At 63.8% G+C, this 22,660-nt stretch carries 22 protein-coding genes; 6 read left to right on the plus strand and 16 right to left on the minus strand.

Going from position 1 to position 22,660, the window contains the following annotated elements; translation table 11 throughout:
• Position 1 precedes the first annotated feature (1 nt).
• On the minus strand, positions 2–1,786 hold the full coding sequence (locus BLS75_RS24755) for a KinB sensor domain-containing domain (RefSeq protein ID WP_015633658.1): 1,785 nt from the start codon (positions 1,784–1,786) through the stop codon (positions 2–4).
• Positions 1,787–1,796: 10 nt separating this feature from the next.
• Positions 1,797–3,143, minus strand: coding sequence for a sigma-54-dependent response regulator transcription factor AlgB (algB, locus tag BLS75_RS24760; RefSeq protein ID WP_011058479.1), 1,347 nt, complete (start codon positions 3,141–3,143; stop codon positions 1,797–1,799).
• Positions 3,144–3,584: 441 nt separating this feature from the next.
• On the opposite strand from algB, the gene BLS75_RS24765 reads away from it, so the two are divergent.
• From BLS75_RS24765 to BLS75_RS24785, 5 genes are all read left to right on the plus strand, one after another.
• Positions 3,585–3,869 carry a hypothetical protein gene (locus tag BLS75_RS24765; RefSeq protein WP_015633659.1) on the plus strand — a complete coding sequence of 95 codons (285 nt, stop codon included), beginning with the start codon at positions 3,585–3,587 and terminating at the stop codon, positions 3,867–3,869.
• 81 nt (positions 3,870–3,950) lie between these two features.
• Positions 3,951–4,115, plus strand: a complete 165-nt coding sequence (locus tag BLS75_RS24770) for a DUF1328 domain-containing protein (protein ID WP_003170804.1) — start codon at positions 3,951–3,953, stop codon at positions 4,113–4,115.
• A 2-nt stretch (positions 4,116–4,117) separates the two neighbouring features.
• Entirely contained in the window at positions 4,118–4,585 is a 468-nt protein-coding gene (locus BLS75_RS24775; RefSeq protein ID WP_072451953.1) for an inhibitor of vertebrate lysozyme family protein, read from the plus strand.
• 745 nt (positions 4,586–5,330) lie between these two features.
• The gene (gltP, locus tag BLS75_RS24780; RefSeq protein ID WP_011058482.1) at positions 5,331–6,662 is read left to right on the plus strand and encodes a glutamate/aspartate:proton symporter GltP; all 1,332 of its coding nucleotides are present in this window, start codon (positions 5,331–5,333) and stop codon (positions 6,660–6,662) included.
• Between the two features lie 176 nt (positions 6,663–6,838).
• The gene (locus BLS75_RS24785) at positions 6,839–8,068 is read left to right on the plus strand and encodes a nucleoside recognition domain-containing protein (protein WP_019095624.1); all 1,230 of its coding nucleotides are present in this window, start codon (positions 6,839–6,841) and stop codon (positions 8,066–8,068) included.
• Positions 8,069–8,140: 72 nt separating this feature from the next.
• Here the strand turns inward: BLS75_RS24785 and BLS75_RS24790 are convergent, their stop codons facing one another.
• The 9 genes from BLS75_RS24790 to BLS75_RS24830 all read right to left on the minus strand — a co-directional run bounded on the left by BLS75_RS24790 (position 8,141) and on the right by BLS75_RS24830 (position 18,389).
• Complete coding sequence (locus BLS75_RS24790) at positions 8,141–8,770, minus strand: ABC-type transport auxiliary lipoprotein family protein (protein WP_072451954.1); 630 nt, start codon at positions 8,768–8,770, stop codon at positions 8,141–8,143.
• Positions 8,767–9,705 carry an MlaD family protein gene (locus BLS75_RS24795; protein WP_011058485.1) on the minus strand — a complete coding sequence of 313 codons (939 nt, stop codon included), beginning with the start codon at positions 9,703–9,705 and terminating at the stop codon, positions 8,767–8,769. Before BLS75_RS24795 ends, BLS75_RS24790 begins: the two co-directional genes overlap by 4 nt.
• Position 9,706: 1 nt before the next feature.
• Positions 9,707–10,510 (minus strand): ABC transporter ATP-binding protein, encoded by an 804-nt coding sequence (locus BLS75_RS24800; protein ID WP_011058486.1) that lies wholly within the window; start codon positions 10,508–10,510, stop codon positions 9,707–9,709.
• Positions 10,507–11,655: an ABC transporter permease gene (locus tag BLS75_RS24805; protein WP_011058487.1), complete on the minus strand. Its 1,149-nt coding sequence runs from the start codon at positions 11,653–11,655 to the stop codon at positions 10,507–10,509. The genes BLS75_RS24800 and BLS75_RS24805 overlap by 4 nt, the downstream gene beginning before the upstream one ends.
• A 54-nt stretch (positions 11,656–11,709) precedes the next feature.
• Positions 11,710–12,753 carry a DUF5924 family protein gene (locus BLS75_RS24810; RefSeq protein ID WP_041115011.1) on the minus strand — a complete coding sequence of 348 codons (1,044 nt, stop codon included), beginning with the start codon at positions 12,751–12,753 and terminating at the stop codon, positions 11,710–11,712.
• Positions 12,754–12,932: 179 nt separating this feature from the next.
• Complete coding sequence (locus BLS75_RS24815) at positions 12,933–14,315, minus strand: M16 family metallopeptidase (protein ID WP_072451955.1); 1,383 nt, start codon at positions 14,313–14,315, stop codon at positions 12,933–12,935.
• Between the two features lie 56 nt (positions 14,316–14,371).
• Complete coding sequence (locus BLS75_RS24820; protein WP_072451956.1) at positions 14,372–16,030, minus strand: Na/Pi cotransporter family protein; 1,659 nt, start codon at positions 16,028–16,030, stop codon at positions 14,372–14,374.
• A gap of 216 nt (positions 16,031–16,246) precedes the next feature.
• Positions 16,247–17,014: a TerC family protein gene (locus tag BLS75_RS24825; RefSeq protein ID WP_011058491.1), complete on the minus strand. Its 768-nt coding sequence runs from the start codon at positions 17,012–17,014 to the stop codon at positions 16,247–16,249.
• Between the two features lie 67 nt (positions 17,015–17,081).
• Entirely contained in the window at positions 17,082–18,389 is a 1,308-nt protein-coding gene (locus BLS75_RS24830) for a CitMHS family transporter (protein WP_015633664.1), read from the minus strand.
• Positions 18,390–18,708: 319 nt separating this feature from the next.
• On the opposite strand from BLS75_RS24830, the gene BLS75_RS24835 reads away from it, so the two are divergent.
• The gene (locus tag BLS75_RS24835; RefSeq protein ID WP_072451957.1) at positions 18,709–19,110 is read left to right on the plus strand and encodes a GFA family protein; all 402 of its coding nucleotides are present in this window, start codon (positions 18,709–18,711) and stop codon (positions 19,108–19,110) included.
• 84 nt (positions 19,111–19,194) lie between these two features.
• On the opposite strand, the gene BLS75_RS24840 is transcribed toward BLS75_RS24835, so the two are convergent.
• The 5 genes from BLS75_RS24840 to BLS75_RS24860 form a co-directional block, all read right to left on the minus strand.
• Positions 19,195–21,156 (minus strand): DUF7844 domain-containing protein, encoded by a 1,962-nt coding sequence (locus BLS75_RS24840; protein ID WP_041115018.1) that lies wholly within the window; start codon positions 21,154–21,156, stop codon positions 19,195–19,197.
• Positions 21,153–21,473, minus strand: a complete 321-nt coding sequence (locus tag BLS75_RS24845) for a DUF2388 domain-containing protein (RefSeq protein WP_011058495.1) — start codon at positions 21,471–21,473, stop codon at positions 21,153–21,155. The genes BLS75_RS24840 and BLS75_RS24845 overlap by 4 nt, the downstream gene beginning before the upstream one ends.
• 27 nt (positions 21,474–21,500) lie before the next feature.
• Entirely contained in the window at positions 21,501–21,809 is a 309-nt protein-coding gene (locus BLS75_RS24850) for a DUF2388 domain-containing protein (protein ID WP_072451958.1), read from the minus strand.
• Between the two features lie 102 nt (positions 21,810–21,911).
• Positions 21,912–22,229 (minus strand): DUF2388 domain-containing protein, encoded by a 318-nt coding sequence (locus tag BLS75_RS24855; RefSeq protein WP_072451959.1) that lies wholly within the window; start codon positions 22,227–22,229, stop codon positions 21,912–21,914.
• Between the two features lie 167 nt (positions 22,230–22,396).
• The gene (locus tag BLS75_RS24860) at positions 22,397–22,600 is read right to left on the minus strand and encodes a DUF1127 domain-containing protein (protein ID WP_072451960.1); all 204 of its coding nucleotides are present in this window, start codon (positions 22,598–22,600) and stop codon (positions 22,397–22,399) included.
• Between the last annotated feature and the right edge of the window lie 60 nt (positions 22,601–22,660).

Raw genomic sequence — 22,660 nt, forward strand, 5'->3', positions numbered from 1 at the left:
CCTAGAGCGGCAGGGCCAGATAGAACTGGGTGCCCTGCCCGGGCCTTGAGTACACGCCCATGCGCCCGCCATGCAGCTGGACGATCTCCTTGCACAGCGCCAGCCCGAGGCCGGCACCGCCCTTCTTGCGGCCCACCTGGACGAAAGGTTCGAAGATCCGCCCTTGCTGGCCATAGGCGATACCCTCGCCATTGTCTTCGACGCTGACGATCACCCGCTCGCCATGGCGCCGCGCCTGCAGGCGGATCTGGCCCTCGCTGGCGGTGTGGCGCAAGGCGTTGTCGATCAGGTTGTCCAGCACCCGCTCCAGTTGTGCGCGGTCGGCATGCAGCCGTGGCAACGGCGCCTGGATCTCCAGCAGCAGGTCGATGCCCTGCTGTTGGGCCTGCTCGCTGAAGCGGCCCTGGGCCTGCACCAGCAGTTCTTCCAGGGGGCAGGGCGCGAGGGTGAGTTTCTGCAGGCCGTTCTGATAGCGGGAAAAATTCAGCAGATCGTTGATCAACTGCATCAGGCGCTGCATTTCCTCGTTGACCGTATTGAGCAGGTCGGTTTCCCGGGACTCCTCGGGAAAGTGCAGGCGTTCCTGAAGCAGCCCGAAGGCCATGTGCATGCCAGTGACCGGGGTACGCAGTTCGTGGGAAGCGCGCAGCACGAACTCACTGCGCACTCGTTCGAACGCCCGTTGCTCGGTGACATCGTGCAGCACCATCACGGCGCCGAGAATATGGCCCTGGGTATGGCTGACGGGGGTCAGGCTGTAGGTCAGCAGGCGCGACTCGCCGTCGACCTCGATATCCAGGTCGTCCGGCGCCCGCTCCAGGTTGCCGCCGCGCAATACCAGCTGTAGCTGCTCATCCAGCTCCGGGCGTTGCAGGGCGCTGCCCAGGCCCTGGCCGAGGCGCTCCTGGTCCCAGCCCAGCTGGCGCTGGGCCACGGGGTTGAGGTGTTCCAGGCGGCCCTGGCGGTCGATCATCAGCAAGCCGTCGTCAATACTGTCGAGCACGGCCTGCAGGCGCTGCTGGCCGGCCAGCAGCTCATCGACATTGGTTGCCTGATGCTGGCGCAGGGCCTCGGCCATGATGCCGAAGCGTCGGGTCAGCAGGTTCATCTCCGCCGCCGCCGAAATGGGCAGGGTGACGTCGAAATTGCCTTCGCCAATCTTGTCCGCAGCCTTGGCCAGGGCTTCGATCGGCCCGCCAAAGCGCCGGGCGATGGCATGGGCCGTGACGAAGCCGATGATCAGCACCGCCAGGGCCACCAGGCCCAGCAGGCCGGCCACCAGCCATGCACGGTTGCGGGCCTGCTGCTCCACCTGGCTGATGTTGTCCAGGGCGCGCTTGTGTTCGGTGATCAGCCCGCCGCGCAAGGCGTTGAAGCGCTCGGTCAGCTCGTTGTTGTCATGCAGCCCGCTTGCGGTGCTGTTGCGCTCGAAGGCCTGGTAGAAGCTCAGGTAGTCGCTACGGGCCTGCTGGAAGCCACTTTGTACCTGGGTCTGCCGATCATGGGCGATGCCTTCGTCGAGCAGCTCCAGATAATGCTGCCGGGAGGTTTCCAGGGCGGCGCGGTCCGGCTGCTTGCCGAGCATGATGATCAGCTGGTCGCCCAGGGTCTGGCGCAGCTTGAGGCCCAGGTCCAGGGTGATGAAGTTGTTGCGGATCAGCGATTCCTGGGTGCTGGCCATCTGCATCACGCTGACCAGCCCGAGCACCAGGCCCAAGAGGGCCACGGTGATCAGCGCCGAGATGCTCAGAAACAGCCGGGTGCGCAGTTTCATCGCTAACTTCATAGGGTGTTGCTCACAGGTTGTACTGTTTGCGTTTGCGGTACAGCGTCGACGCGTCGATACCCAGGGTCTTGGCGGCTTGATCCAGGGTGTCGCTGGTGGCCAGGACCGCACCGATGTGGGCCTTTTCCAGCTCGTCCAGGCTCAGGGCGGCGCCGATCCGCGGGGCGTTGTTGGTGGGTTGCTCGGCCATGCCCAAGTGGCTGATTTCCACCCGTTCCTGCGGGCAGATGATGCTCGCCCGTTCCACCACGTTGCGCAGTTCGCGGATGTTGCCCGGCCAGCGGTAGTTGAGCAGCGCTTCCCGGGCTTCATCACTGAAGACCCGGGCCGGGCGCGAATACTCTTTGACGAAGCGGGCGAGGAAGCGGTCGGCCAGGGTCAGGATATCTTCGCTGCGCTCGCGCAGGGGCGGCAGGTGCAGGGTGATGACGTTCAGCCGGTACAGCAGGTCTTCGCGGAAACGCCCGTCGCGCACCATGTCTTCAAGGTTGAGGTTGGTGGCGGCGAGGATGCGCACATCGGCGCGGCGGGTTACCGGGTCGCCGACGCGCTCGTATTCCTTGTCCTGGATGAAGCGCAGCAGCTTGGGTTGAAGGGTCAACGGGAAGTCGCCGATCTCGTCGAGGAACAGGGTTCCGCCATCGGCCTGGTTGACCCGGCCCAGGGTGCTCTCGCTGGCCCCGGTAAAGGCGCCGCGGCTGTGGCCGAAGAGTTCGCTCTCCATCAGTTCCGCAGTCAACGAGGGGCAGTTGATGGTCACACAGGATTTCTTGGCGCGTTTGCTCCAGCCGTGAATGGCCCGCGCCAGCTCGCCCTTGCCGGTGCCGGACTCGCCGAGGATAAGGATGTTGGCGTCGGTGCTGGCCACCTGACGCGCGGTTTCCAGCACCACTTTCATTGCCGGGCTGTGGGAGTCCAGGCCGTCCTTGGGCTTGCGCACCTCACCTTCGAGGGCTTCCAGGCGTGCCGAGAGCTGGCGTACTTCCAACTGCTTGGCGGTGGCCAGGCGCAACTGGTCGGGGCTGCAGGGCTTGACCAGGTAGTCTGCGGCGCCGGCCTGGATCGCATCTACTGCGGTATCCACGGCAGAGTGAGCGGTGACGATCACCACCCGCATCCAGGGTGCCTGGGTACGCATTTGTGCCAGTACGTCGAGGCCGTTGTCTTCGCCCAGGCGCAGGTCGAGGAAGCACAGGTCGAATACCTGGCGTTGCAGCAGAGCATCGGCCTGCGCCGCGCTGTTGGCGGTGGCCACGGTGTAGCCCTCGTCTTCCAGGCAGTAGCGGAAGGTGCGAAGGATTGCGGATTCGTCATCCACCAGAAGGATGCGGCCTTGATTCTCCGGCGCTGACTCCATTTCCCGAGGCTCCTTAATGAATGATCTTTATTTAGTCCCGGAAAAATCGGGCAAGTTGCAAGGTTGATTCTGATCCATTCCAGCGCCAGCAGGTTAGATATCTCCGGCTGAAACGGCTAACAGGCTGAAATTACGCATGTTTTACCCAGAGTAGCTGCTGGGTGGGTCTGTATCAGGCTATTGGCCATTCATCAAAGTTCCCCCTGTGATCAAAAAACGCTCACTGTTTTCCCGGGGCATCGTGCATTTCGCACGGCCGGCATGGGGGCATCGTGCAGTATGCGTGTGGAATGCTTTTGGTAATTTGATTTAAGTATTTGATTTTATTGAATTTAATTTCAAAGAAAAAGCTGGCATGCAGCCTGCAATATCCCTCTCATCGAGAAGCGCCGGCCGTGGCTTCCATAACAACATCACCACCAGTGTGGGAGGAGTTTCAGGATGAATCGCCAACGTCTTGCCCAATTGCGTATTGCGCCACTGCATCTCCAGCAAGGCCTCTTCGCCGTTCTGGCGTTGCTGGTCACCCTGATCGCCGGGCAACAGTTCCAGCGCTGGCAGGACAGCCAGGCACCTGCGCCGCGCGTGCCGGTTCATCACTTCACCCAGACCCATTTCAGTTCGGTGAGCAGCCAGCTCAACGACCAGGCCCCCATGCAACTGATGGCCGTCGACCAGGCACAGCCGGTCGCGGACGCGCCACGTCAGGAACGCTGGGTGTTCTAGCACCAAGGCCGGGCCCGCAATCGGCGGCGCCGGGCTGGCTCCATAGGCAGCACCACTAATAGAAGAGTAAGGAGAATCATCATGCTGAGCTGGGCAATCACATTCCTGATCATTGCCATTGTCGCTGCGGTCCTGGGCTTCGGTGGTATCGCGGGCACCGCCACGGGTATCGCCAAGATTCTCTTTGTGGTGTTCCTGGTGATGTTCATCGCTTCGTTCTTCTTTGGCCGTCGAGGCCGAGGCTGACCATGAGTCTCTCGTTGAAGACATTGACTGCCGCGCTGCTGCTGGGCGCCAGCGCCCTGGCGTCGGCGGCCAATGATGGCCAGGCACGAGCCAATCAGCTGCTGGGGTCGGACCCGCAGTTTCGTGAAACCTGGCAGGGGGTCGTGCACAAGGAGGAGCGCCTGCCCGAGTGGGTGATGAACCTCTCGGGTGATGCGCCGCAACAGATGAATGCCATGACCGAAGACGGCGATCAGTATCTGGTGGGCCCTCTGTGCGAAACCGCCCAGAGTTGTCAGAACCAGCGTTTGATCGTGGCCTTCAGTTTCGACAAGAAGCATGCCTACGCGATGCTGGTGGACGTGCCGGCGGGTTTGCCCGCGGACAAGTCACCGACCCGCCACGCCAATTATCGGTTCCTCGGCAAACCCGATGACGGCATGCAAGCGCTGCTCCACGAGCAGTTGCGCAAGGACCCGAACTGGTACTGATGTGCAAATTGCCGATATTGCATAACAGATAGACGAAAGGGCCGCCCTGGCGCTTTCGGCTGTTGCACCACCCGAGGAGGGCGAGTGCATGACCAAGGGGCCGGGATGTTCTGATCCACGAGTGATCGGAGTGACCTAGGGGTACAGGGAGTGCCTCCGCAAGGGCCGGGTCAGGAAAGAGCGGCGGCGCAAGCTCCCAGGTCGGCCACCGACCTGATGAGCTTGCGGCGTGCTTGAATGGCAAAGTCCTGTGCTAGAGCCGTCCGTCTGACAATTTCCGTGCTCGCGCGGGAAAAAATCTTCCTTTGACTCCGATCAAACGTTTCCTGGTGTTTCTCTGCGACCGTATATCGAGAAACTTTGTGCGAATTGCGCAGCGTTTCCGGGCGCCCGAATCAGAGCAATCCTAAACTTTTTTAGCCTTTTTCCTGACCCCTCCGACAAGCCTGCACGCCGCCTGAAATGGCCGTTTCACGGCATTTTTGCCTGCCGAAATGTCGTATTCGAACCGGTTGGGACGCTCGTTTTGTTTGGAAAAACTCATGCCGATTCGGCATAGGGTAGGCGTTTACGGCATTAGACGTGCCTCCCTAGCATCGGAATAGTTGCGCCTTTTTTCGCCCGCAGAGAGCCGTAAATGCTCGTTCGGGATGACCTTATACGGGGGCCGATGCACAAACTTTTCCGCCATTGAGCGTTCCAGTTCGCGCATCAGCCCGAGTCCAACTGAAGTAAGGGTAATGATATGAAGAAGGCAAAATTAAGCCTCGCCTGGCAGATCCTCATCGGTCTGGTCCTGGGGATTGCGATTGGCGCGCTGCTCAATCATTTCAGTGCTGAAAAGGCCTGGTGGATCAGCAACGTCCTGCAGCCTGCGGGCGATATCTTTATCCGCTTGATCAAGATGATCGTGATCCCGATCGTCATTTCCTCGCTGATCGTCGGCATCGCCGGTGTCGGTGACGCGAAGAAACTGGGGCGCATCGGCCTCAAGACCATCATCTACTTCGAAATCGTGACCACCATCGCCATCGTCGTCGGCCTGCTGCTGGCCAACCTGTTCCATCCGGGCGCAGGCATCGACATGAGCACCCTGGGCACCGTGGACATCTCCAAGTACCAGGCCACTGCGGCCGAGGTGCAGCATGAACACGCGTTCATCGAGACCATCCTCAACCTGATTCCATCGAACATCTTCGCGGCCATGGCCCGCGGCGAGATGCTGCCGATCATCTTCTTCTCGGTGCTGTTCGGCCTGGGCCTGTCGAGCCTGCAGTCCGACCTGCGCGAACCGCTGGTGAAGATGTTCCAGGGCGTTTCGGAAAGCATGTTCAAAGTCACCCACATGATCATGAACTACGCCCCTATCGGCGTATTTGCACTGATCGCGGTGACCGTCGCCAACTTCGGTTTCGCCTCCCTGCTGCCGCTGGCCAAGCTGGTGATCCTGGTGTACGTGGCCATCGCCTTCTTCGCTTTCGTGATCCTCGGCCTGATCGCCCGCCTGTTCGGCTTCTCGGTGATCAAGCTGATGCGCATCTTCAAGGATGAGCTGGTCCTGGCCTACTCCACCGCCAGCTCGGAAACCGTGCTGCCGCGGGTGATCGAGAAGATGGAAGCCTACGGCGCGCCGAAAGCCATCTGCAGCTTCGTGGTGCCGACCGGCTACTCGTTCAACCTCGACGGTTCGACCCTGTACCAGAGCATCGCGGCGATCTTCATCGCCCAGCTGTACGGCATCGACCTGTCCATCAGCCAGCAACTGCTGCTGGTGCTGACCCTGATGGTCACCTCCAAAGGTATCGCCGGGGTTCCGGGCGTGTCCTTCGTGGTCCTGCTGGCCACCCTGGGCAGCGTCGGCATTCCTCTGGAAGGCCTGGCCTTCATCGCTGGTGTCGACCGTGTGATGGACATGGCGCGTACCGCCTTGAACGTGATCGGCAACGCCCTGGCGGTACTGGTCATCTCCCGTTGGGAAGGCATGTACGACGACGCCAAGGGCCAGCGCTACTGGAACTCCCTGCCGCACTGGCGCAGCAAGGAAAAACTGCCAGCAGGCGAAGCGTCCAAAGGCTAAGCGCCTATTGTGTAGGAGCTGGCTTGCCAGCGAAGAGGCCCCAAGCCCTTCACCTGCCTGAAGACCGCCTTCAGCGGCAATCCAGCCCCAACAGATGACAGGCCCCGGTTAATCCGGGGTTTGTCGTTTCTGCCCGCCCCGCTATCATTCGCCGCATCTTTCGAGGGGTATGACCGATGCTCAATGGCCTGTGGCTTGGCTTCTTTATCGTGGCAACCGTGTCGGCCCTGGCGCAGTGGCTGGTGGGTGGCAACGCGGGGATCTTCGCTGCCATGGTGGAAAGCATCTTCGCCATGGCCAAGCTGTCGGTGGAGGTCATGGTCCTGCTGTTCGGCACCCTGACCCTGTGGCTGGGTTTTCTGCGCATCGCCGAGAAGGCTGGAATCGTCGAGTGGCTGGCCAAGGTCCTGGGGCCGCTGTTCAAGCGCCTGATGCCGGAAGTGCCGCCGGGGCACCCGGCCCTGGGCCTGATCACCCTGAACTTCGCTGCCAACGGCCTGGGCCTGGACAACGCCGCCACGCCCATCGGCCTCAAGGCCATGCGCGCCCTGCAGGAACTCAACCCCAGCGCCACCACTGCCAGCAATGCGCAGATCCTGTTCCTGGTGCTCAACGCCTCGTCCCTGACCCTGCTGCCGGTGACCATCTTCATGTACCGCGCCCAGCAAGGCGCGGCGGACCCGACCCTGGTGTTCCTGCCGATTCTCCTGGCCACCAGCGCCTCGACCCTGGTGGGCCTGCTGTCGGTCGCGGTGATGCAGCGCCTGCGCCTGTGGGACCCGGTGGTACTGGCCTACCTGGTTCCCGGGGCCCTGGCCCTGGGCGCCTTCATGGCCTTGCTGGCCACCCTGTCGGCCACGGCCCTGGCGTCCCTGTCGTCGATTCTCGGCAACCTCACGCTGTTTGGGCTGATCATGCTGTTCCTGGTGGTCGGCGCGCTGCGCAAGGTCAAGGTCTACGAGGCCTTTGTCGAGGGCGCCAAGGAGGGCTTCGACGTCGCCAAGAGCCTCTTGCCATACCTGGTCGCGATGCTCTGCGCCATCGGCGTGCTGCGGGCGTCCGGGGCCCTGGATTTCGGCCTCGACGGCATTCGTCATCTGGTGGAGTGGGCCGGTTGGGACACACGTTTCGTCGACGCCTTGCCCACTGCCCTGGTCAAGCCGTTCTCGGGCAGTGCGGCACGGGCCATGCTCATCGAGACCATGCAGACCCAGGGCGTGGACAGCTTCCCGGCCCTGGTGGCGGCCACCATCCAGGGCAGTACCGAAACCACCTTCTATGTGCTGGCGGTGTACTTCGGCGCGGTAGGCATCCAGCGGGTGCGGCACGCCGTGGGCTGTGCCTTGCTGGCGGAATTCGCCGGTGTGGTGGCGGCGATTGCGGTTTGCTACTGGTTCTTTGGATGAGTTGAGCGAGCCTTCGCCGGCAAGCCGGCTCCTACTCCCTCTGTAGGAGCCGGCTTGCCGGCGAAAGGGCTCTCAATGTTTCAGCGCCCGATTGCCCTGCCCCACTGCCCAATCCACCACTTGCCGGGTCAGCGCATCGCCGGCCTGGCCAAATCCTGTGACCACCGCCGGCACCCCGGTTTCAGCCAGCGCTTGGCGCACTTCGAAGCGCCGGCTGGCGAGGATCTTCTGGTCATAGCCACGAATCAGCCGCGCATCCAGGCGGATCACCACCTGGGCGGCGTTGCCCTGGTATTCGGTCTGGAAGGCTTGCAGGTCGCCGCCCAGGGCCAGGTCGGTCTGCAGGTTGCTGTCATCGGTGCTCAATAGCTGGACCCGGCCATCGCGTTGGAAGCCGTCCAGCAGGCGGTTGCGCAGCAGGATCGGTGCCGGGTCGCTCCAGCGCGAGGCCTTGTAGCTGCTGATCAGGTTGCCCTGGGGAATCACCGCGATCCGTGCGCTGTTCAGCGCATCCCCGGCCTGGGGCTTGAGCAACTGCAAGGACCACGGCAGGGCCTGGTTCGGCGCCGTGGCGCCGGCCTGGCCCACCGGCAGCCGATAGATGTCCAGCGGCTCGCCCTTGGGCAGTATCGAGCAGGCTCCGGTCAGGGCCAGGGCGGCGCTCAGGCCCATGGGGGCAAGCAGGCGATAGGCACGCTTCATGGCGTGAACTCCTTGTTCTTCTCGTTACCCAGCAGGTAACCGCCGGGGTTGGCTTCCAGGCGCCGGGTGATGGCCCGCAGCGAGCTCAGGGTCTCGCGCAGCTCGCGGACCGCTGGCGCCAGGCCGTTGAGGCCCTGCATGCCGTTGTTCAGCGAGTCCTGGTTGTCGCTCAGCAGTTTGTTCAGGGTGGCGCTGCTTTGCTCCAGGGAGCGCATGGCGTGCTCGGCGCTGCCGAACATCTGCTTGCCCTGGTCGTTGAGCAGGCCGTTGGCATTGCGCATCAGCGCGGTGGTCTGTTCCAGCATGGCGCCGGTCTGCTTGCTGATGGAGCCCAGTTGCTGCATCAGCTGGCGCAGGTCGTCGCGCTGCTCGGCGATGCTGGCGGAGGTCTTCTGCAGGTTGTCCAGGGTGCTGCTGACCCGGGCCACGTTGTCCGGGGAGAACATGCGGTTGGCGTTGTGCAGCAGCAGGTTGACCCCGGTCATCAGGTCGTTGCTGTTGTTCAGCAGGCGGGCGATGGGCGACGGTGAGGCGATGATGGTGGGCAGTTCGCCGTCCTTGCCCTTGAGGGTCGGGCTTTGCGGCGTGCCGCCGCTGAGCTGGATGATCGAGGTGCCGGTGATGCCGGTCAGGGCCAGCTTGGCCTGGGTGTCCTCCTTGATCGGCGTCTCGCTGCCCAGGCGGATCTGTGCCAGCACCCGGCGCGGGTCCTTGGGGTCCAGGCGCAGGTTGACCACATCACCGACCTTGATCCCGCTGTATTGCACGGAGCTGCCCTTGGACAGGCCACTGACCGCCTCGTTGAAGACGATCTGGTAGTCCTGGAAGGCGCTGTCGACGCTGGACTTGGCCAGCCACAGGCCGAACAGCAAGGCGCCGGCCACCACGATCACGGTGAACAGGCCGATCAGTACATGATGGGCTCGGGTTTCCATGTCATCCCTCGTTGGTCTGTGTAGCGGCCTGGTAGGCCGCGCGGCCGCGAGGGCCATGGAAGTATTGGTGAATCCATTCGTCGTCGGTCTCGGCGACGATATCGATGGCATCCGCCACCAGTACCTTTTTCTGCGCCAGCACCGCCACACGGTCGGTGATGGTGTAGAGGGTGTCCAGGTCGTGGGTGACCAGGAACACACTAAGCCCCAAGGCATCGCGCAGGGTCAGGATCAACTGGTCAAAGGCGGCGGCGCCCACCGGGTCGAGGCCGGCGGTGGGTTCGTCGAGAAACAGGATGTCCGGGTCCAGGGCTAGCGCCCGAGCCAGGGCAGCGCGCTTGATCATCCCGCCAGAGAGCGAGGCCGGGTACTTGTCGGCCGCCGATAGCGGCAGGCCGGCCAGGGCCAGCTTGACCGCCGCCAGGTGTTCGGCATCGGCACGGGACAGGCCGGCATGCTCGATCAATGGCAGGGCGACGTTCTCGGTCACGGTCAGCGAGGTGAACAGCGCGCCCTTCTGGAACAGTACGCCGAAGCGTCGTTCGATCAGCGAACGTTGCTGTTCCGGCAGGCTTGGCAGGTCCTGGCCGAATACCCGCACCGAGCCTTCGCTGGGCTGGCGCAGGCCGACGATGCTGCGCAGCAGTACCGACTTGCCGCTGCCCGAGCCGCCGACCACGCCGAGGATCTCGCCCTGGTACACATCCAGGTCGAGGTTCTCGTGCACGCTCTGCTTGCCGAAGCGGTTGCACAGGCCACGGACCTCGATCACCGCCTTCGCCGGCGCGCGTGGCGGCCGGCTCACCAGCCCATCTCCATGAAGAACAGCGCGGCCACGGCATCGATGACGATCACCACGAAGATCGACTGGACCACGCTGGAGGTGGTGTGGGCGCCCACCGACTCGGCGCTGCCGCTGACCTTGAAGCCTTCCAGGCAGCCGATGGCGGCGATCAGGAAGGCGAAGATCGGTGCTTTCACCAGGCCCAGCAGGAAGTGCTTCACGCCGATATCCGAATGCAGCAGCGAGAGGAACATCGCCGGGGAGATATCCAGGGACAGGGCGCAGACCACCGCGCCACCGACTATCCCCGAAAGCATCGCCAGGAACGTCAGCATCGGCAGCGACACCAGCAGGGCCAGGACCCGAGGCAGCACCAGCAGCTCTACCGGGTCCAGGCCCAGGGTGCGGATGGCGTCGATCTCTTCATTGGCCTTCATCGAGCCGATCTGCGCGGTGAAGGCGCTGGCGGTGCGCCCGGCCATGAGAATCGCGGTGAGCAGTACGCCGAATTCCCGCAGGAAGGAAAATGCCACCAGGTCCACGGTAAAGATGCTGGCGCCGAAGTTGGCCAGCACGGTGGCGCCGAGAAAGGCCACCACCGCGCCCACCAGAAAGGTCAGCAGGGCGACGATGGGCGCCGCGTCGAGGCCGGTCTGTTCGATGTGTGCCACCACCGGGGTGATGCGCCAGCGCTTGGGGCGCAGCAGGCCGCGGGCCAGGGTTTCCAGGATCAGGCCGATGAAGCCCAGGACCTTCAGGGTGTCCTGCCAGACGGTGTAGACCGCGCTACCAATGCGCGAAAGCAATTGCACGCTGACCGAGATCTCCGGTTCCTTGACCGGTACGCAGAAGTCGTTCAACGAGGTGTAGACCGTGTGCAGCAGCGCGCGGTCGGCGGCGGACAAGGTGCAGTCGGGGTGTTCGGCGGACTGCCCCAGGCGTTCGGCCCCCAGCAGCTCCACCAGCAGCGACGCGCCGGCGGTGTCCAGGGCGCCCAGGCCGTTGAGGTCGATATGGGTGCTGCTGTCGTAGCGGCCGTCCAGGGATTGGCTGAGGCGCTTGAGGTCGCTGTAGTGCGCCAGCGTCCAGTCGCCGCCGATACGCAATTGCGCCGGGGAGTGGGCAAGGTCCAGTTGAGCGGTGCCGGGCGTCACGCTGCTAGTCATAAGCTCCGAGCTTGTGTGGCCATTTCGCAGTGCTACGTAATAGCACGATCCCGGTTACTTTGCCTCGCCGGTCTTGGCCGCGTCTTGATCTGGAGCGGTGATCTCGAAGCGCAGCACGCCGATCACCTGGCCGTCCTCGGTGATCACCCGCACTTGCCAGTCGCCCGCCGGGTTGGCGGGGAAATTCTGCTTGTGGGACCAGGCACGGTAGCCTTCCTTGCGCCCGCCATGGATGTCCAGGGCGACGCGATCCACCTCGCTGCCGTTGAATTGCCAGACGTGGTAAATGCGCTCGTCCAGGCCCCGGGGGGCGTTGATCGCGGTGTAGGCGTACAGGCCGGTGCTGCGTACCTGGGCGGTGCTGATCTGCTCCAGGCTGTCGCCCGGGGTGCGATCCTGGAGCTGGGTGCTGATGGCATCCTCCGTCAGCCACAGGGTGGCCGGCGGTACCCAGGAGCGCAGCAGCCAGCCGGTGCTGCCGATGGCCAGGGTAATGGCCAGCACGGTCAGGGCGCTGCGCAGGCTGCGGATCGGCAGGATCGAGGCCAGGCTCGGAAAGGACAGGAGCATGGCGATGCCCAGGGCCAGCTTGAAGCTCTGGGCGGTGGTCAGGTGCAGGATCAGCGGCAGGGCCGTGAGCAAGGCGGCGAACAGGGTCAGGGTGTGCAGCGCCAGGAACAGCCAGCGGCGCGGGGCCAGCCATTTGTAGTACAGCGGGTCAGTGATGGAAATCAGCGCCGCGGCGCCGAGCAGGCCGGTGAACACCAGTTGGCCACTGTTCCAGCTGGTGGTGATGAAGAAGAACGGCAGGACGAAGAACAGGCTTTCCTGGTGGATCATCTGCGTCGCATAGCGCAGCAGCGGCTGCGGGATCTCGCGCTTGAAGACCTTGGTGAACAGCTGGGTCAGGCTGTTCTCCAGCATCAGCCAGACCCAGCTCACCAGCAGGATCACGGCGATCCACGAGGCCAGGCTCTGTTGCCGGTCCACCAGGATGAAGCTGCCGACCCCGGAGATGAAACCGCCGAGCGCAATGATCCCCGGATAGCGCTTCATCAGTTCGAGAATGCGCTGGATAAGGAGGGTCAGGTTCGGCATCGGGGGGATCACAGTCAGGGCAGGAAAAACCGCGACAGGATAACGTCGGCGGCGGCCCGTGGCGAGGGAGCTTGCTCAGGTGCGCACGCGCTGGCGAGGTAATCCGGCCAAGGTGATCGCATTGCCCTGCCCCTGGGGCTGCTGCGCGGCCCGGCGGGAGCAAGCTCCCTGGCCATGGGTCAGCGGGCCCGGCGGCGCAGCAGGTAGACGCCGAAGCTGCCGAGCAGGACCAGGGCCAGCAGGCCGCCGATCAGCCAGAGCAGTTGTTCGTCGCTGAGCAGCGGTTGTTCGATGCGCAGGTAGCCCGGCTGCTGCAGCAGCTGGCGCAGGGCCAGGTTGGCCTGTTCCAGGCTCACTGCTTTCAGGCGCTTGGCCGGGTCGCTGAAGCGGCCGTTGTCGAAGTCCCCGAGGGCGCTCCAGTAATAGTCCGCCAGGGCGCTGTTGCCCTGCACGGCCCAGGCCTGGCGATCGATGGCAGCCTGTTTCAGGCGGGCGAAGGTGGCCGGGTCGAGGCCGTCCTTGAGCAGCCGTGCCTTGAGCTGCTCTACCACTTGCCGGGCTTGGGGCAGGTCGTCGCGCTCAAGGTCGGCATTGAAGCTGAGAAAACCCACGCCACCGAAGACTTCCCGATCACTCCAGGGGCCGTAGGACAATTCGTGCTCAAGACGCAGTTGGCGATACAGCGCCCAGTCCAGGTAGTCCTTGAGCAGGTCGAAGGTCTCGTCGTGCTGCTGGTCCAGCACGGGCTCGGGAAACAGCCAGTGCAGTTGCGCGCTCTGCCCTACCCAGCCATGGACCAGGGTGCGCTCAGGGGCGGCGGTGCCCTGGATCTGCGGCAGGTCGGGGTGTTCGCTGGGCTCCACCGGCTCCAGGGCACCGTAGGTGCGCTCCAGGTAGGCCGGTAGCAGGCGATCGAGCTCGCCCACCACGATCAGGGTCATGTTGTTGGGGGCGTACCAGTCCTTGCGTACCTGCTCCAGCTGGGCCAGGGTCAGGTTCCCGACCTCGGCGCGCTCGGCGCATTTGAGCCCCAGTTCCACCGCCAGCTGGTTGCCTGCCTTGTGTCCCAGGTCCTGGCGGTCGAGCCAGCGTTGCAGGTGCGAATAGTGACCCCCGCCTTCGCGTTCCACCACTTGCTTGGCCGCGGCCACGGCGTTGTCGTCCAGGCGGGTATGGGTCAGCAGCGACAGCAAGAGGTCCAGGACCTTGCGCTGGTTGCGCGCCGGGGCCTCGATGACGAAGGTGGTGTCGGCATTGCTGGTGTAGGCATTCCATTCGCCGCCCAGGGCCTGCATGCGTTCTTCCAGGCCGCCTTCCCCGCTGTCATCCACGCCGCTGAACAGCAGGTGTTCCAGTAGGTGCGGCAACTCCTTGTCGGCACAGGCGAAGTCGTCCAGGCCCACTCCCACCACCAGGCGGATCGCCACGTGGCCGCGTTCGCTGCCGGGCTTGAGCAGCAGTTGCAGGCCATTGGGCAGGGTGTAGCCTTCGACCTGGAAACGATCCAGGGCCCATCCTTGTGCACTGCCCAGCAACAGGCAGGCGAATAACAGACAACGCATAACAAGCTTCCTTACGGCGTGCGTAAGTTCTACAGACTTCGTGGGACTGTGGACGTTCAGGGTGAATGAGTGATGTCAGCCATCTCTTCGACCTCCAGCGCGCCGGTGTCCGAGGTTTCCAGAACCACGTAGGCACTGCTGCAGAACAGGGAGTTGAGGCGCTTCATGTCGGCGATCAGCTCCAAGTGCAGGGAACTGGTCTCGATGCTCTGGACGATCTTGCGTTGCAGGCGGCTGACGTGGGCGTGGGCCAGGCGCCGCTCCTGGGCGCGGAAACGGCGTTTTTCCCGCAGCAGCTGGCGCGCGCTTTCCGGGTCGGCGCTCAGGAACACCGAGAGCCCCAGGCGCAGGTTGGCGATCAGTTGCGCGTGCAGCCCGGTCAACTCTTCCAGGCCAACCTCGGAGAAGGAGCGGCGCTGGGAGGTCTTCTGCTGCTGGACCTTGCGCAGCATGCGTTCGATCAGATCGCTGGCCAGCTTGAGGTTGAACGCCAGTTCGATGATTTCGGCCCAGCGCCGGCTGTCCTGGTCGCTGAGGTCTTCCCGGGGCATCTGCGCCAGGTACAGCTTGATGGCGCTGTACAGCGCTTCGACGTCGTCGCTGAGGGCGCGCAACTCCTGGGTGATGGCGGTCTGCTTGCCCTGCAGCGCGTCGCGCATCGCCTCCAGCATGCTGTCGATCAGGTCACCGATGCGCAGGGTTTCGCGGGCGGCGTTGGCCAGGGCCAGGCTCGGCGTGGCCAGGGCGGTTGGGTCCAGGTGCCGCGGGCGAGCGCGGCCGTTTTCCTGGGGGCGCTCCGGCAGCAGCCAGGCGCAGAGCCGGGCCATGGGGCCGACAGTGGGCAGCAGCAACAGGCAGCGGGCGGTGTTGTACAGCAGGTGGAAGCCGATCACCACTTCCTGGGGGCTGAGGTCCAGGCTGTCCATCCAGTGGGCCAGTGGGTCGAGCACCGGGATGATCAGCAGCAGGCCGATGAGCTTGTACAGCAGGCTGCCCAGCGCGACCTGGCGCCCGGCGGCGTTCTGCATGCTGGTGCTGAGGAAGGCCAGCACCCCGCTGCCGATGTTGGCGCCGATCACCAGGCCGATGGCCACCGGCAGGCTGATGACCCCGGCGCCGGCCAGGGTCGCGGTGAGCAGCACCGCCGCCAGGCTGGAATAGGACACCATGGCGAACACCGCACCCATCAGCGCATCCAGGAGAATATCGCCGGTCAGCGAGGCGAACAGGACCTTCACGCCCTGGGCATGGGTGATGGGGGCCGCGGCTTCGACGATCAGTTGCAGGGCCAGGATGATCAGCCCCAGGCCGATGCCGACCCGGCCCAGCTGGCCGGCGCGGGTCTGCTTGCGCGAGAGAAAGAAGATCACCCCGAGAAAGATCAGCAGCGGCGACAGCCAGGACAGGTCGAAGGTCAGTACTCGGGCCATCAGCGCGGTACCGACGTCGGCGCCGAGCATGGTGGCCAGCGCCGGGGTCAGCGCCATCAGGCCCTGGCCGACAAAGGACGTCACCAGCATCGCCGTGGCGTTGCTGCTCTGGACCATGGCCGTGACCAGGATCCCGGCAATGAACGCCAGTGGCCGCCTGGCCATGTTCTGGCCGATCACGTGGCGCAGGTTGGAGCCGTAGACCCGCAGGATGCCGGTACGGACGATATGCGTACCCCAGATCAGCAGGGCCACGGCGGAAAGCAGATTGAGCAGGGTCAGCATAGAGGCCCCCCCTGGGGTGAAGTGCCCCAAGCGGGGCGAGTGGACGTTGTTGCGCGACGTTCTACGTTATGTACTTAAGCTGTAGTTGGCTAACGCACGAGGCGCCAGCATCGCATAGCCAAACCGGCGATTGAAACAAAACTGTCATGAAAACAGCTTCCTGCAGACGCAGAAAAGGGGCTCGAGAGCCCCTTTTCCATTCAGCGCATTCCCGGATTATTGACCAGGAACGTCCTTGCGCAGTTTCACCGGGTCCTGCTGTTTTTTCTTTTTCGCGATGGCGGTGCGCATCTTGATGTTGATGGCTTCCACCGCCAGGGAGAAGGCCATGGCGAAGTAGACGTAGCCTTTTGGCACGTGCACTTCGAAGGCTTCGGCGATCAGGACCGTACCCACCACCAGCAGGAAGGACAGCGCGAGCATTTTCAGCGACGGGTGCTTGTCGATGAATTCGCTGATGGTCCCGGCCGCCAGCATCATCACCAGCACCGCGACGATGATGGCCGCCACCATGACCGGCACATGGGAAACCATGCCCACGGCGGTGATCACCGAATCCAGGGAGAAGACGATGTCGATAATGGCGATCTGGATGATGGTGTAGAGGAAGTTGCCGCCCTTGCCCTTGGGCTCATCAATGGTTTCGTCCTCGCCTTCCAGGGCGTGGTACATCTCCTGGGAGCTTTTCCACAGCAGGAACAGGCCACCGAAGAACAGGATCAGGTCACGCCCGGAAATGCCCTGGCCGAAGACCACGAACAGGTCGGCCGTGAGGCGCATGACCCAGGTGATCGACAGCAGCAACAGAATGCGCGTGACCATCGCCAGCGCCAGACCGAAGATCCGCGTGCGCGCCTGCATGTGCTTGGGCATGCGGCTGACCAGGATCGAGATCATGATGATGTTGTCGATGCCCAGGACGATCTCCAGGGCAGTCAGGGTAAAGAAGGCAACCCAGATTTCCGGGTTGGTCAGCCATTCCATGTGTATTCCTTTGAGCGAGTGTTATAGCCCGGGCCGTGAGGCCGGCCCGGGCGCAGAAGCATTGCTTTTATAGAGTGCTGAACAGCGGAAAAATCCCCATCAGCAAAGCGGCGAACATTATGCACAGGCAGACCAGCACTGCCCACTTGAGGGTGAAGCGCTGGTGATCGCCGAACTCGATACCGGCCAGGGCCACCAACAGGTAGGTCGAGGGTACCAGCGGGCTGAGCAAGTGCACGGGTTGGCCGACGATCGACGCACGGGCCATTTCCACCGCGGTGATGCCGTAGTGGCTGGCGGCTTCGGCCAGTACCGGCAGCACGCCGTAGTAGAAGGCATCGTTGGACATGAAGAAGGTGAACGGCATGCTCACCAGCGCGGTAATCACCGCCAGGTACGGCCCCAGGGCTTCCGGGATCACCGCCAGCAGGCTCTTGGACATGGCATCCACCATGCCGGTGCCGGACAGGATGCCGGTGAAGATGCCCGCCGCGAAGATCAGCCCGACCACCGCCAGCACGCTGCCGGCGTGGGCCGCGACCCGATCCTTCTGCTGCTGCAGGCAGGGATAGTTGACGATCATGGCGATACTGAAGGCCACCATGAACAGCACCGGCAACGGCAGCAGCCCGGCGATCAGCGCGCACATCAGGGCGAAGGTCAGGGCGCCGTTGAACCAGATCAGCTTCGGACGACGAGCGTCGGGGTACTGCGACACGCTGATCTCGCTGTGGTCGATCTCGTCGCCCGCCAGGTGCAATTCACCCAGGCGCGCCCTTTCCCGCTTGCCGTACATGTAGGCGATCGCCAGGATCGCCACCACGCCGGCCAGCATGGCCGGGATCATGGGCACGAAGATGTCCGACGGGTCCACGTGCAGGGCGCTGGCCGCGCGGGCGGTCGGGCCGCCCCAGGGGGTCATGTTCATCACCCCGCCGGCGAGGATGATCAGGCCGGCCATGATTCGCGGGCTCATGCCGATGCGGCTGTACAGCGGCAGCATGGCGGCCACGCAGATCATGTAGGTGGTGGCGCCGTCACCGTCCAGGGACACCACCAGGGCCAGTACCGCAGTGCCCACCGAGACCTTCAACGGGTCGCCCTTGACCAGCTTGAGGATCTTGCGCACGGCGGGGTCGAACAGGCCGGAGTCGATCATCAGGGCGAAATACAGAATGGCGAACATCAGCATCACGCCGGTGGGCGCGAGCTTGGTGATGCCTTCGAGCATCATCGGGCCGATCTTCGGCGCGAACCCGCCGAACAGGGCGAACAGGATGGGCACGATGATCAGGGCGATCAGCGCCGACAGGCGCTTGGTCATGATCAGGAACATGAAGGTGATGACCATGGCAAAGCCAAGGAAAGTCAGCATGGGATTACTCCAGGCGTAGCGCGGCTAGGGAATGGCGAACCGGGTGGGATCAGCGCAGAACGGCAAGCACGAGGCGTACGGGAGGAGTTGCAGCGAACAGGCGGGTAGGAGCGGACATCAGAATCACCATTGTTGTTGTTAATAGGGCCGGGAGCGCGAGAAACGCCCGCTGTGGCCAACCGGTCTGTTGCCGGTAGTGGAGGCGATCCTAATGGGGGAAGCTTTCAGCCAGCTTTCGTCGCTGAAAGGAACGAACGGATGTTGCAGCAGGCGACCAGCGGCATAAAGTGATGGCTATCGGCGCCAGGGAGACATGCACATGAGAGAGTTGCACACCGGAGGCTGCCACTGCGGGCGGCTGCGTTACCAGTTCAGCGGCCCGTTGCGGGACATCGCCCACTGCCATTGCTCGATCTGCCGTCGGGTCAGTGGCGGTCTGGTGACCACCTGGATCACCCTGCCCGCCTCGGCTTTCGAATGGCTGGAAGGCGTTCCCGCCCGGTACGACTCATCTGGAGGTTGTGCGCGCTATTTCTGCGGCAACTGTGGTGCTCATTTGGCGCTGATCACCCACCTGAGCCCAGACAGCATCGATGTCACCATCGCCACCCTGGATCACCCGGAACTGGCTTCTGCAGACCGGCATATCTGGACCGACAGCCGCCTGCCCTGGTTGCATCTGGACGAGCACCTGCCGCAAGAACCGCAGGAAACCCTGTAGCCGCTGCCGCAGGCTGCGCACGAGCGCGCAGACCGCCCAGCAAGGCCCTTCGGTCCTTTTCGCAGCCTCGCGGGCTTGGCAGCGCTACGGCAGTTCCAGGCCGCCTGCCGCCTTGTGCAGCGTCCGCAGATGCTCGCCCACCAGCTTCAGGTTGGCCTCGTTGGCGGCGATTTCCGCCGCTCGGGCCGGTTCCAGCAGGGCTCGCACTTCCTTGTCCAGGTCACCGGTCAAGGATTGCAGTTGCTTTTGCCGCTGGCTGCTCTCGGACTCCAGGCGTTGCCATTCAGCGGGCTGAGGCAGGCCGTAGCCACCGCTGCCCAGCAATTCTGCCGGGCGGCTGAGGAAGCCGCTGTTGGCGAGGATCTGCTGCAGGGTCTTGTTGGCCTGCTCCATACCACCATTTTTCAGCTCGCGAGCCCCCAGGTAGCGCTGCTTGACCTCGTCCTGAGCCAGCAGCAGTTGCCGGCGATAACTGGCCTGCTCCAGCAGCAGCAAGGCGGCGCTGGTGCGCAGGTCGGCCTGGTCGAACCAGTGCCGGCGTTCCTCGGCGCTCAGCGACAGCCAGTCTTCGACGCTGGCCTGCTTGATCGGCAGGCGCTTCTTGATCACCTCGAACATCGCCTGGTAGCGGTCGCGGAAGGAGTCGAAGCGATACCCCAGGCGCAGCGCTTCGCGCGGGTCGTCGAGCACGCTGGTGTCCGCCAGCCCCCTGCCCTTGAGCACCTCCAGCAAGCCGTTGGGCATGATGCTGTCGAGGCCGATCAGTTGCTTGTTGTTGCTGCCGCTGCGCAGCAGCTTGAGGCTTTCCACTGCGCAGTTGTTGGACAGGAAGTAGTAGTTGCCGTCGTAGCTCCAATGCATCTCGGCGGCGTGCTCCACCACTTCCTCGATCTCGCTGCGTGACAGCTTCAACGGTACCGAGGCCAGGCTGCGCAGCTCGGTCTTGGTGTACTCGTCGATCACCTGGGACAGCGGCAGGACAAACAGCCGCGAAGGGTACTTGCCCACCAGGCCGTCCCAGCTGGAGAGCTGCACGTCACCAACGAAGGCGCGGTAGGACAGCACCAGGTGCTGGTCCAGGTCCAGCCGGCAATCCGGCCCGCGGGGGCGGCCCGGGGCGCAGATCACCAGGCGCAGCATGCTGTGGCCCCAGCGGCTGACCCAGTTCTGGTTGGCTTCGGCCAGCAGGTAATCCACCGCGTAGACCCGCTCCGGGTCCACCTGCCCCAGGGGCGTCTTGGCGAAGTCGTTGCCGGCGTTGAGGAAGGCGAAGGACTTGGCGCAGCTGTCCTTGGCGGCCGGCGCCCAGCCGAAATGTTCCTGGTAATAGCGGTACAGCGCCGGGCGGCGGCAGGCGTAGCTCGGATCGAGAAGGAAGTACTCCATGTTCACCGCGACGAATTCCTTCGGGTTGGTGATCTCGTAGATGTCCGGGCTGCGGGCGACCTGACGGTTGTGCTGCTCGCGTTCGCCACGGCGGCCGACGTATTGCGGCCAACCGGCCAAATCCAGCAGCCGTGGATCATCGCTGAGGGTGAAGCGCCGGTCATTCTGGCCGCGACACTCATCCGGCAGGCCGATCAGCCCGGAGGTGCTGTTCTTGCGGGTGCAGCGCTGGATCAGGCTACGCTCGGCACCGGGCCACAAACGCGCGCGATCATAAATGTGGGTCAGTTCATGGAGTACCGTGGCGAGCATTTCCCGGCGCACGGTGCCATGGGGGCGGCTGGTCTTCTGGGTGGCGGCGGAGCCGTCGGTCAGGCTGGGCAGCAAGGCTCGGTTGAGGTCCAGTTCCGACACCAGGGATGCCTCGCCATAGGCGTTGTCGGGCATCCGGTCGGTCCAGCCGACATCAATGGTGCGATCCAGTTGCTGGATGAAACGCGGCGGCAACGCCTGCATCGCTTCATCCAGCAGCGCCTGGCTGGCGTGTTGCTGCGCCGGGCTCAAGCCATCGGTCTTGAGGCGCAGTTGCAGGTCGGCCTGGGCGGTGCCGCAGAGCAGCCCCAGGGTCCCGGCCAGCAGCCAGGCTAGGAGTGGTTTCACAGGGCCAGGATGGCTTCGGCAAGCACCTGGTCGCTGGCGTCGCGGGCTTCTGGCAGCTGCGTGCGCAGGGCATTGAACGCCGCTTCAAGTTGCGCGCCGCGGATATCACCGTTGCTGGCGACGAAGCTGGCGGCATCGTCGTGGGCTTCGCGCACGACTTTGGAGTCACGGATCGAAGTGGTGGTGTCCGAGGTGAAATCGATCGTGCGGCCGGAGGCGCGGACGATGATGTTACTGGTGGCCACCAGGGTGTGTGCCTGGGCCACGTCGGCCAACAACAGCAGGCCAAGGGTGGCGGCAATCAGCGGGCTACGCATGGAACGACTCCGGAAGAACAGGGATGGTTATTGGACGAGAATTGCCTGCGCCAGTTCAAGGTCGCTGGCATGAAGTTTTGCCGGGTCCTGGCGCAGGTATTCCAGCGCAGACTCCAGGCGGGCGCCGCGCAGTTGGCCGTCGGTTGCCACGAAGGCAGCGGCGTCATCCTGGGCAGCAAGCAGCAGTTTATGGTCGAAGGGCGCCGAGGTCACCTGGCCTGTCGCATAGACGGTGACAACCAGGCTTTGGGTGGTGAGGTCGAATGCCTGCACCGAACCGGCCCAACAGGCGGCGATCAATACGGGAGCGGAAAGCGGAATACGGAACAAACCCAAGAGTCTCGACAGCTGAAAACCAGCGCCAAGGCTAGCGCAATGCCCCTTGGAGGACCAGCGCAGAGGGTTTCAGGTGCGCGGGGCACCTGAAACCGAGACGCTTCAGATTGCCAGGATGGCCTGGGCCAGCTGTGCATCAGAGGCCTGCAACTGAGGCGCTTGCTGGCGAATGTGGGCAAGTGCGCTTTCCAGTTTTACCCCGCGAATGGCGCCGTCGGTGGCGACGAAACTGGCGGCATCATCCCGGGCGGCACGGACAATCTTGTTGTCACGCAGGGAAGAAGTGGCATCGGAGGTGGCGTCGGTGGTGGCCTTGAGCGCGCCGACAATGGCGTCGGTGGTCACGATCAGGCTGGTGGCGTGGGCATTGGCAGCCAGGGCCAGCAGGGCGGCGGCGCTGAGCAGGCGGAGACGGGACATGGGTAACTCCTGTGAATGAACAGACAATTTAAGGGCGCTGAGTGAGACGCCGGGCAGCCACTGCGAGGTGCTGTGTCTGATTGCTCTGACGCAGTTCGAATGAAAATCGCCACGTCGCCTCAGATATTAGGCTCAGCGGCCCCATTCGCACAGCGTTGCGGCAGGCCTCAGCGCCAAAAGGGTTTGTGCAGTTCCGCTGCCCGATCGCTGTGGCTGATGCCGCTGTCCGAGAGTTGTCGTTCATCCATTTGTGCCAGCAAGTGACGGGTGCGGTCCCGCTCCCGTGTGTTGGCGAGCGCCGTGAGCCAGCGCTTGAAGGGCGTGCAGTGAAGGTTGGAGCCAGGGGACGAGTGCATGATGCTTGCCTCCATGAGCAGCCGAGCGATGAGCTGGCTGCAACCTCATGGTGCGGCGGTTCGATGCGGTGATAC

Origin of the sequence: Pseudomonas sp. NFPP12 (assembly GCF_900103205.1) — a bacterium.
In the GTDB taxonomy this organism is placed as follows: Bacteria; Pseudomonadota; Gammaproteobacteria; order Pseudomonadales; family Pseudomonadaceae; genus Aquipseudomonas; species Aquipseudomonas protegens.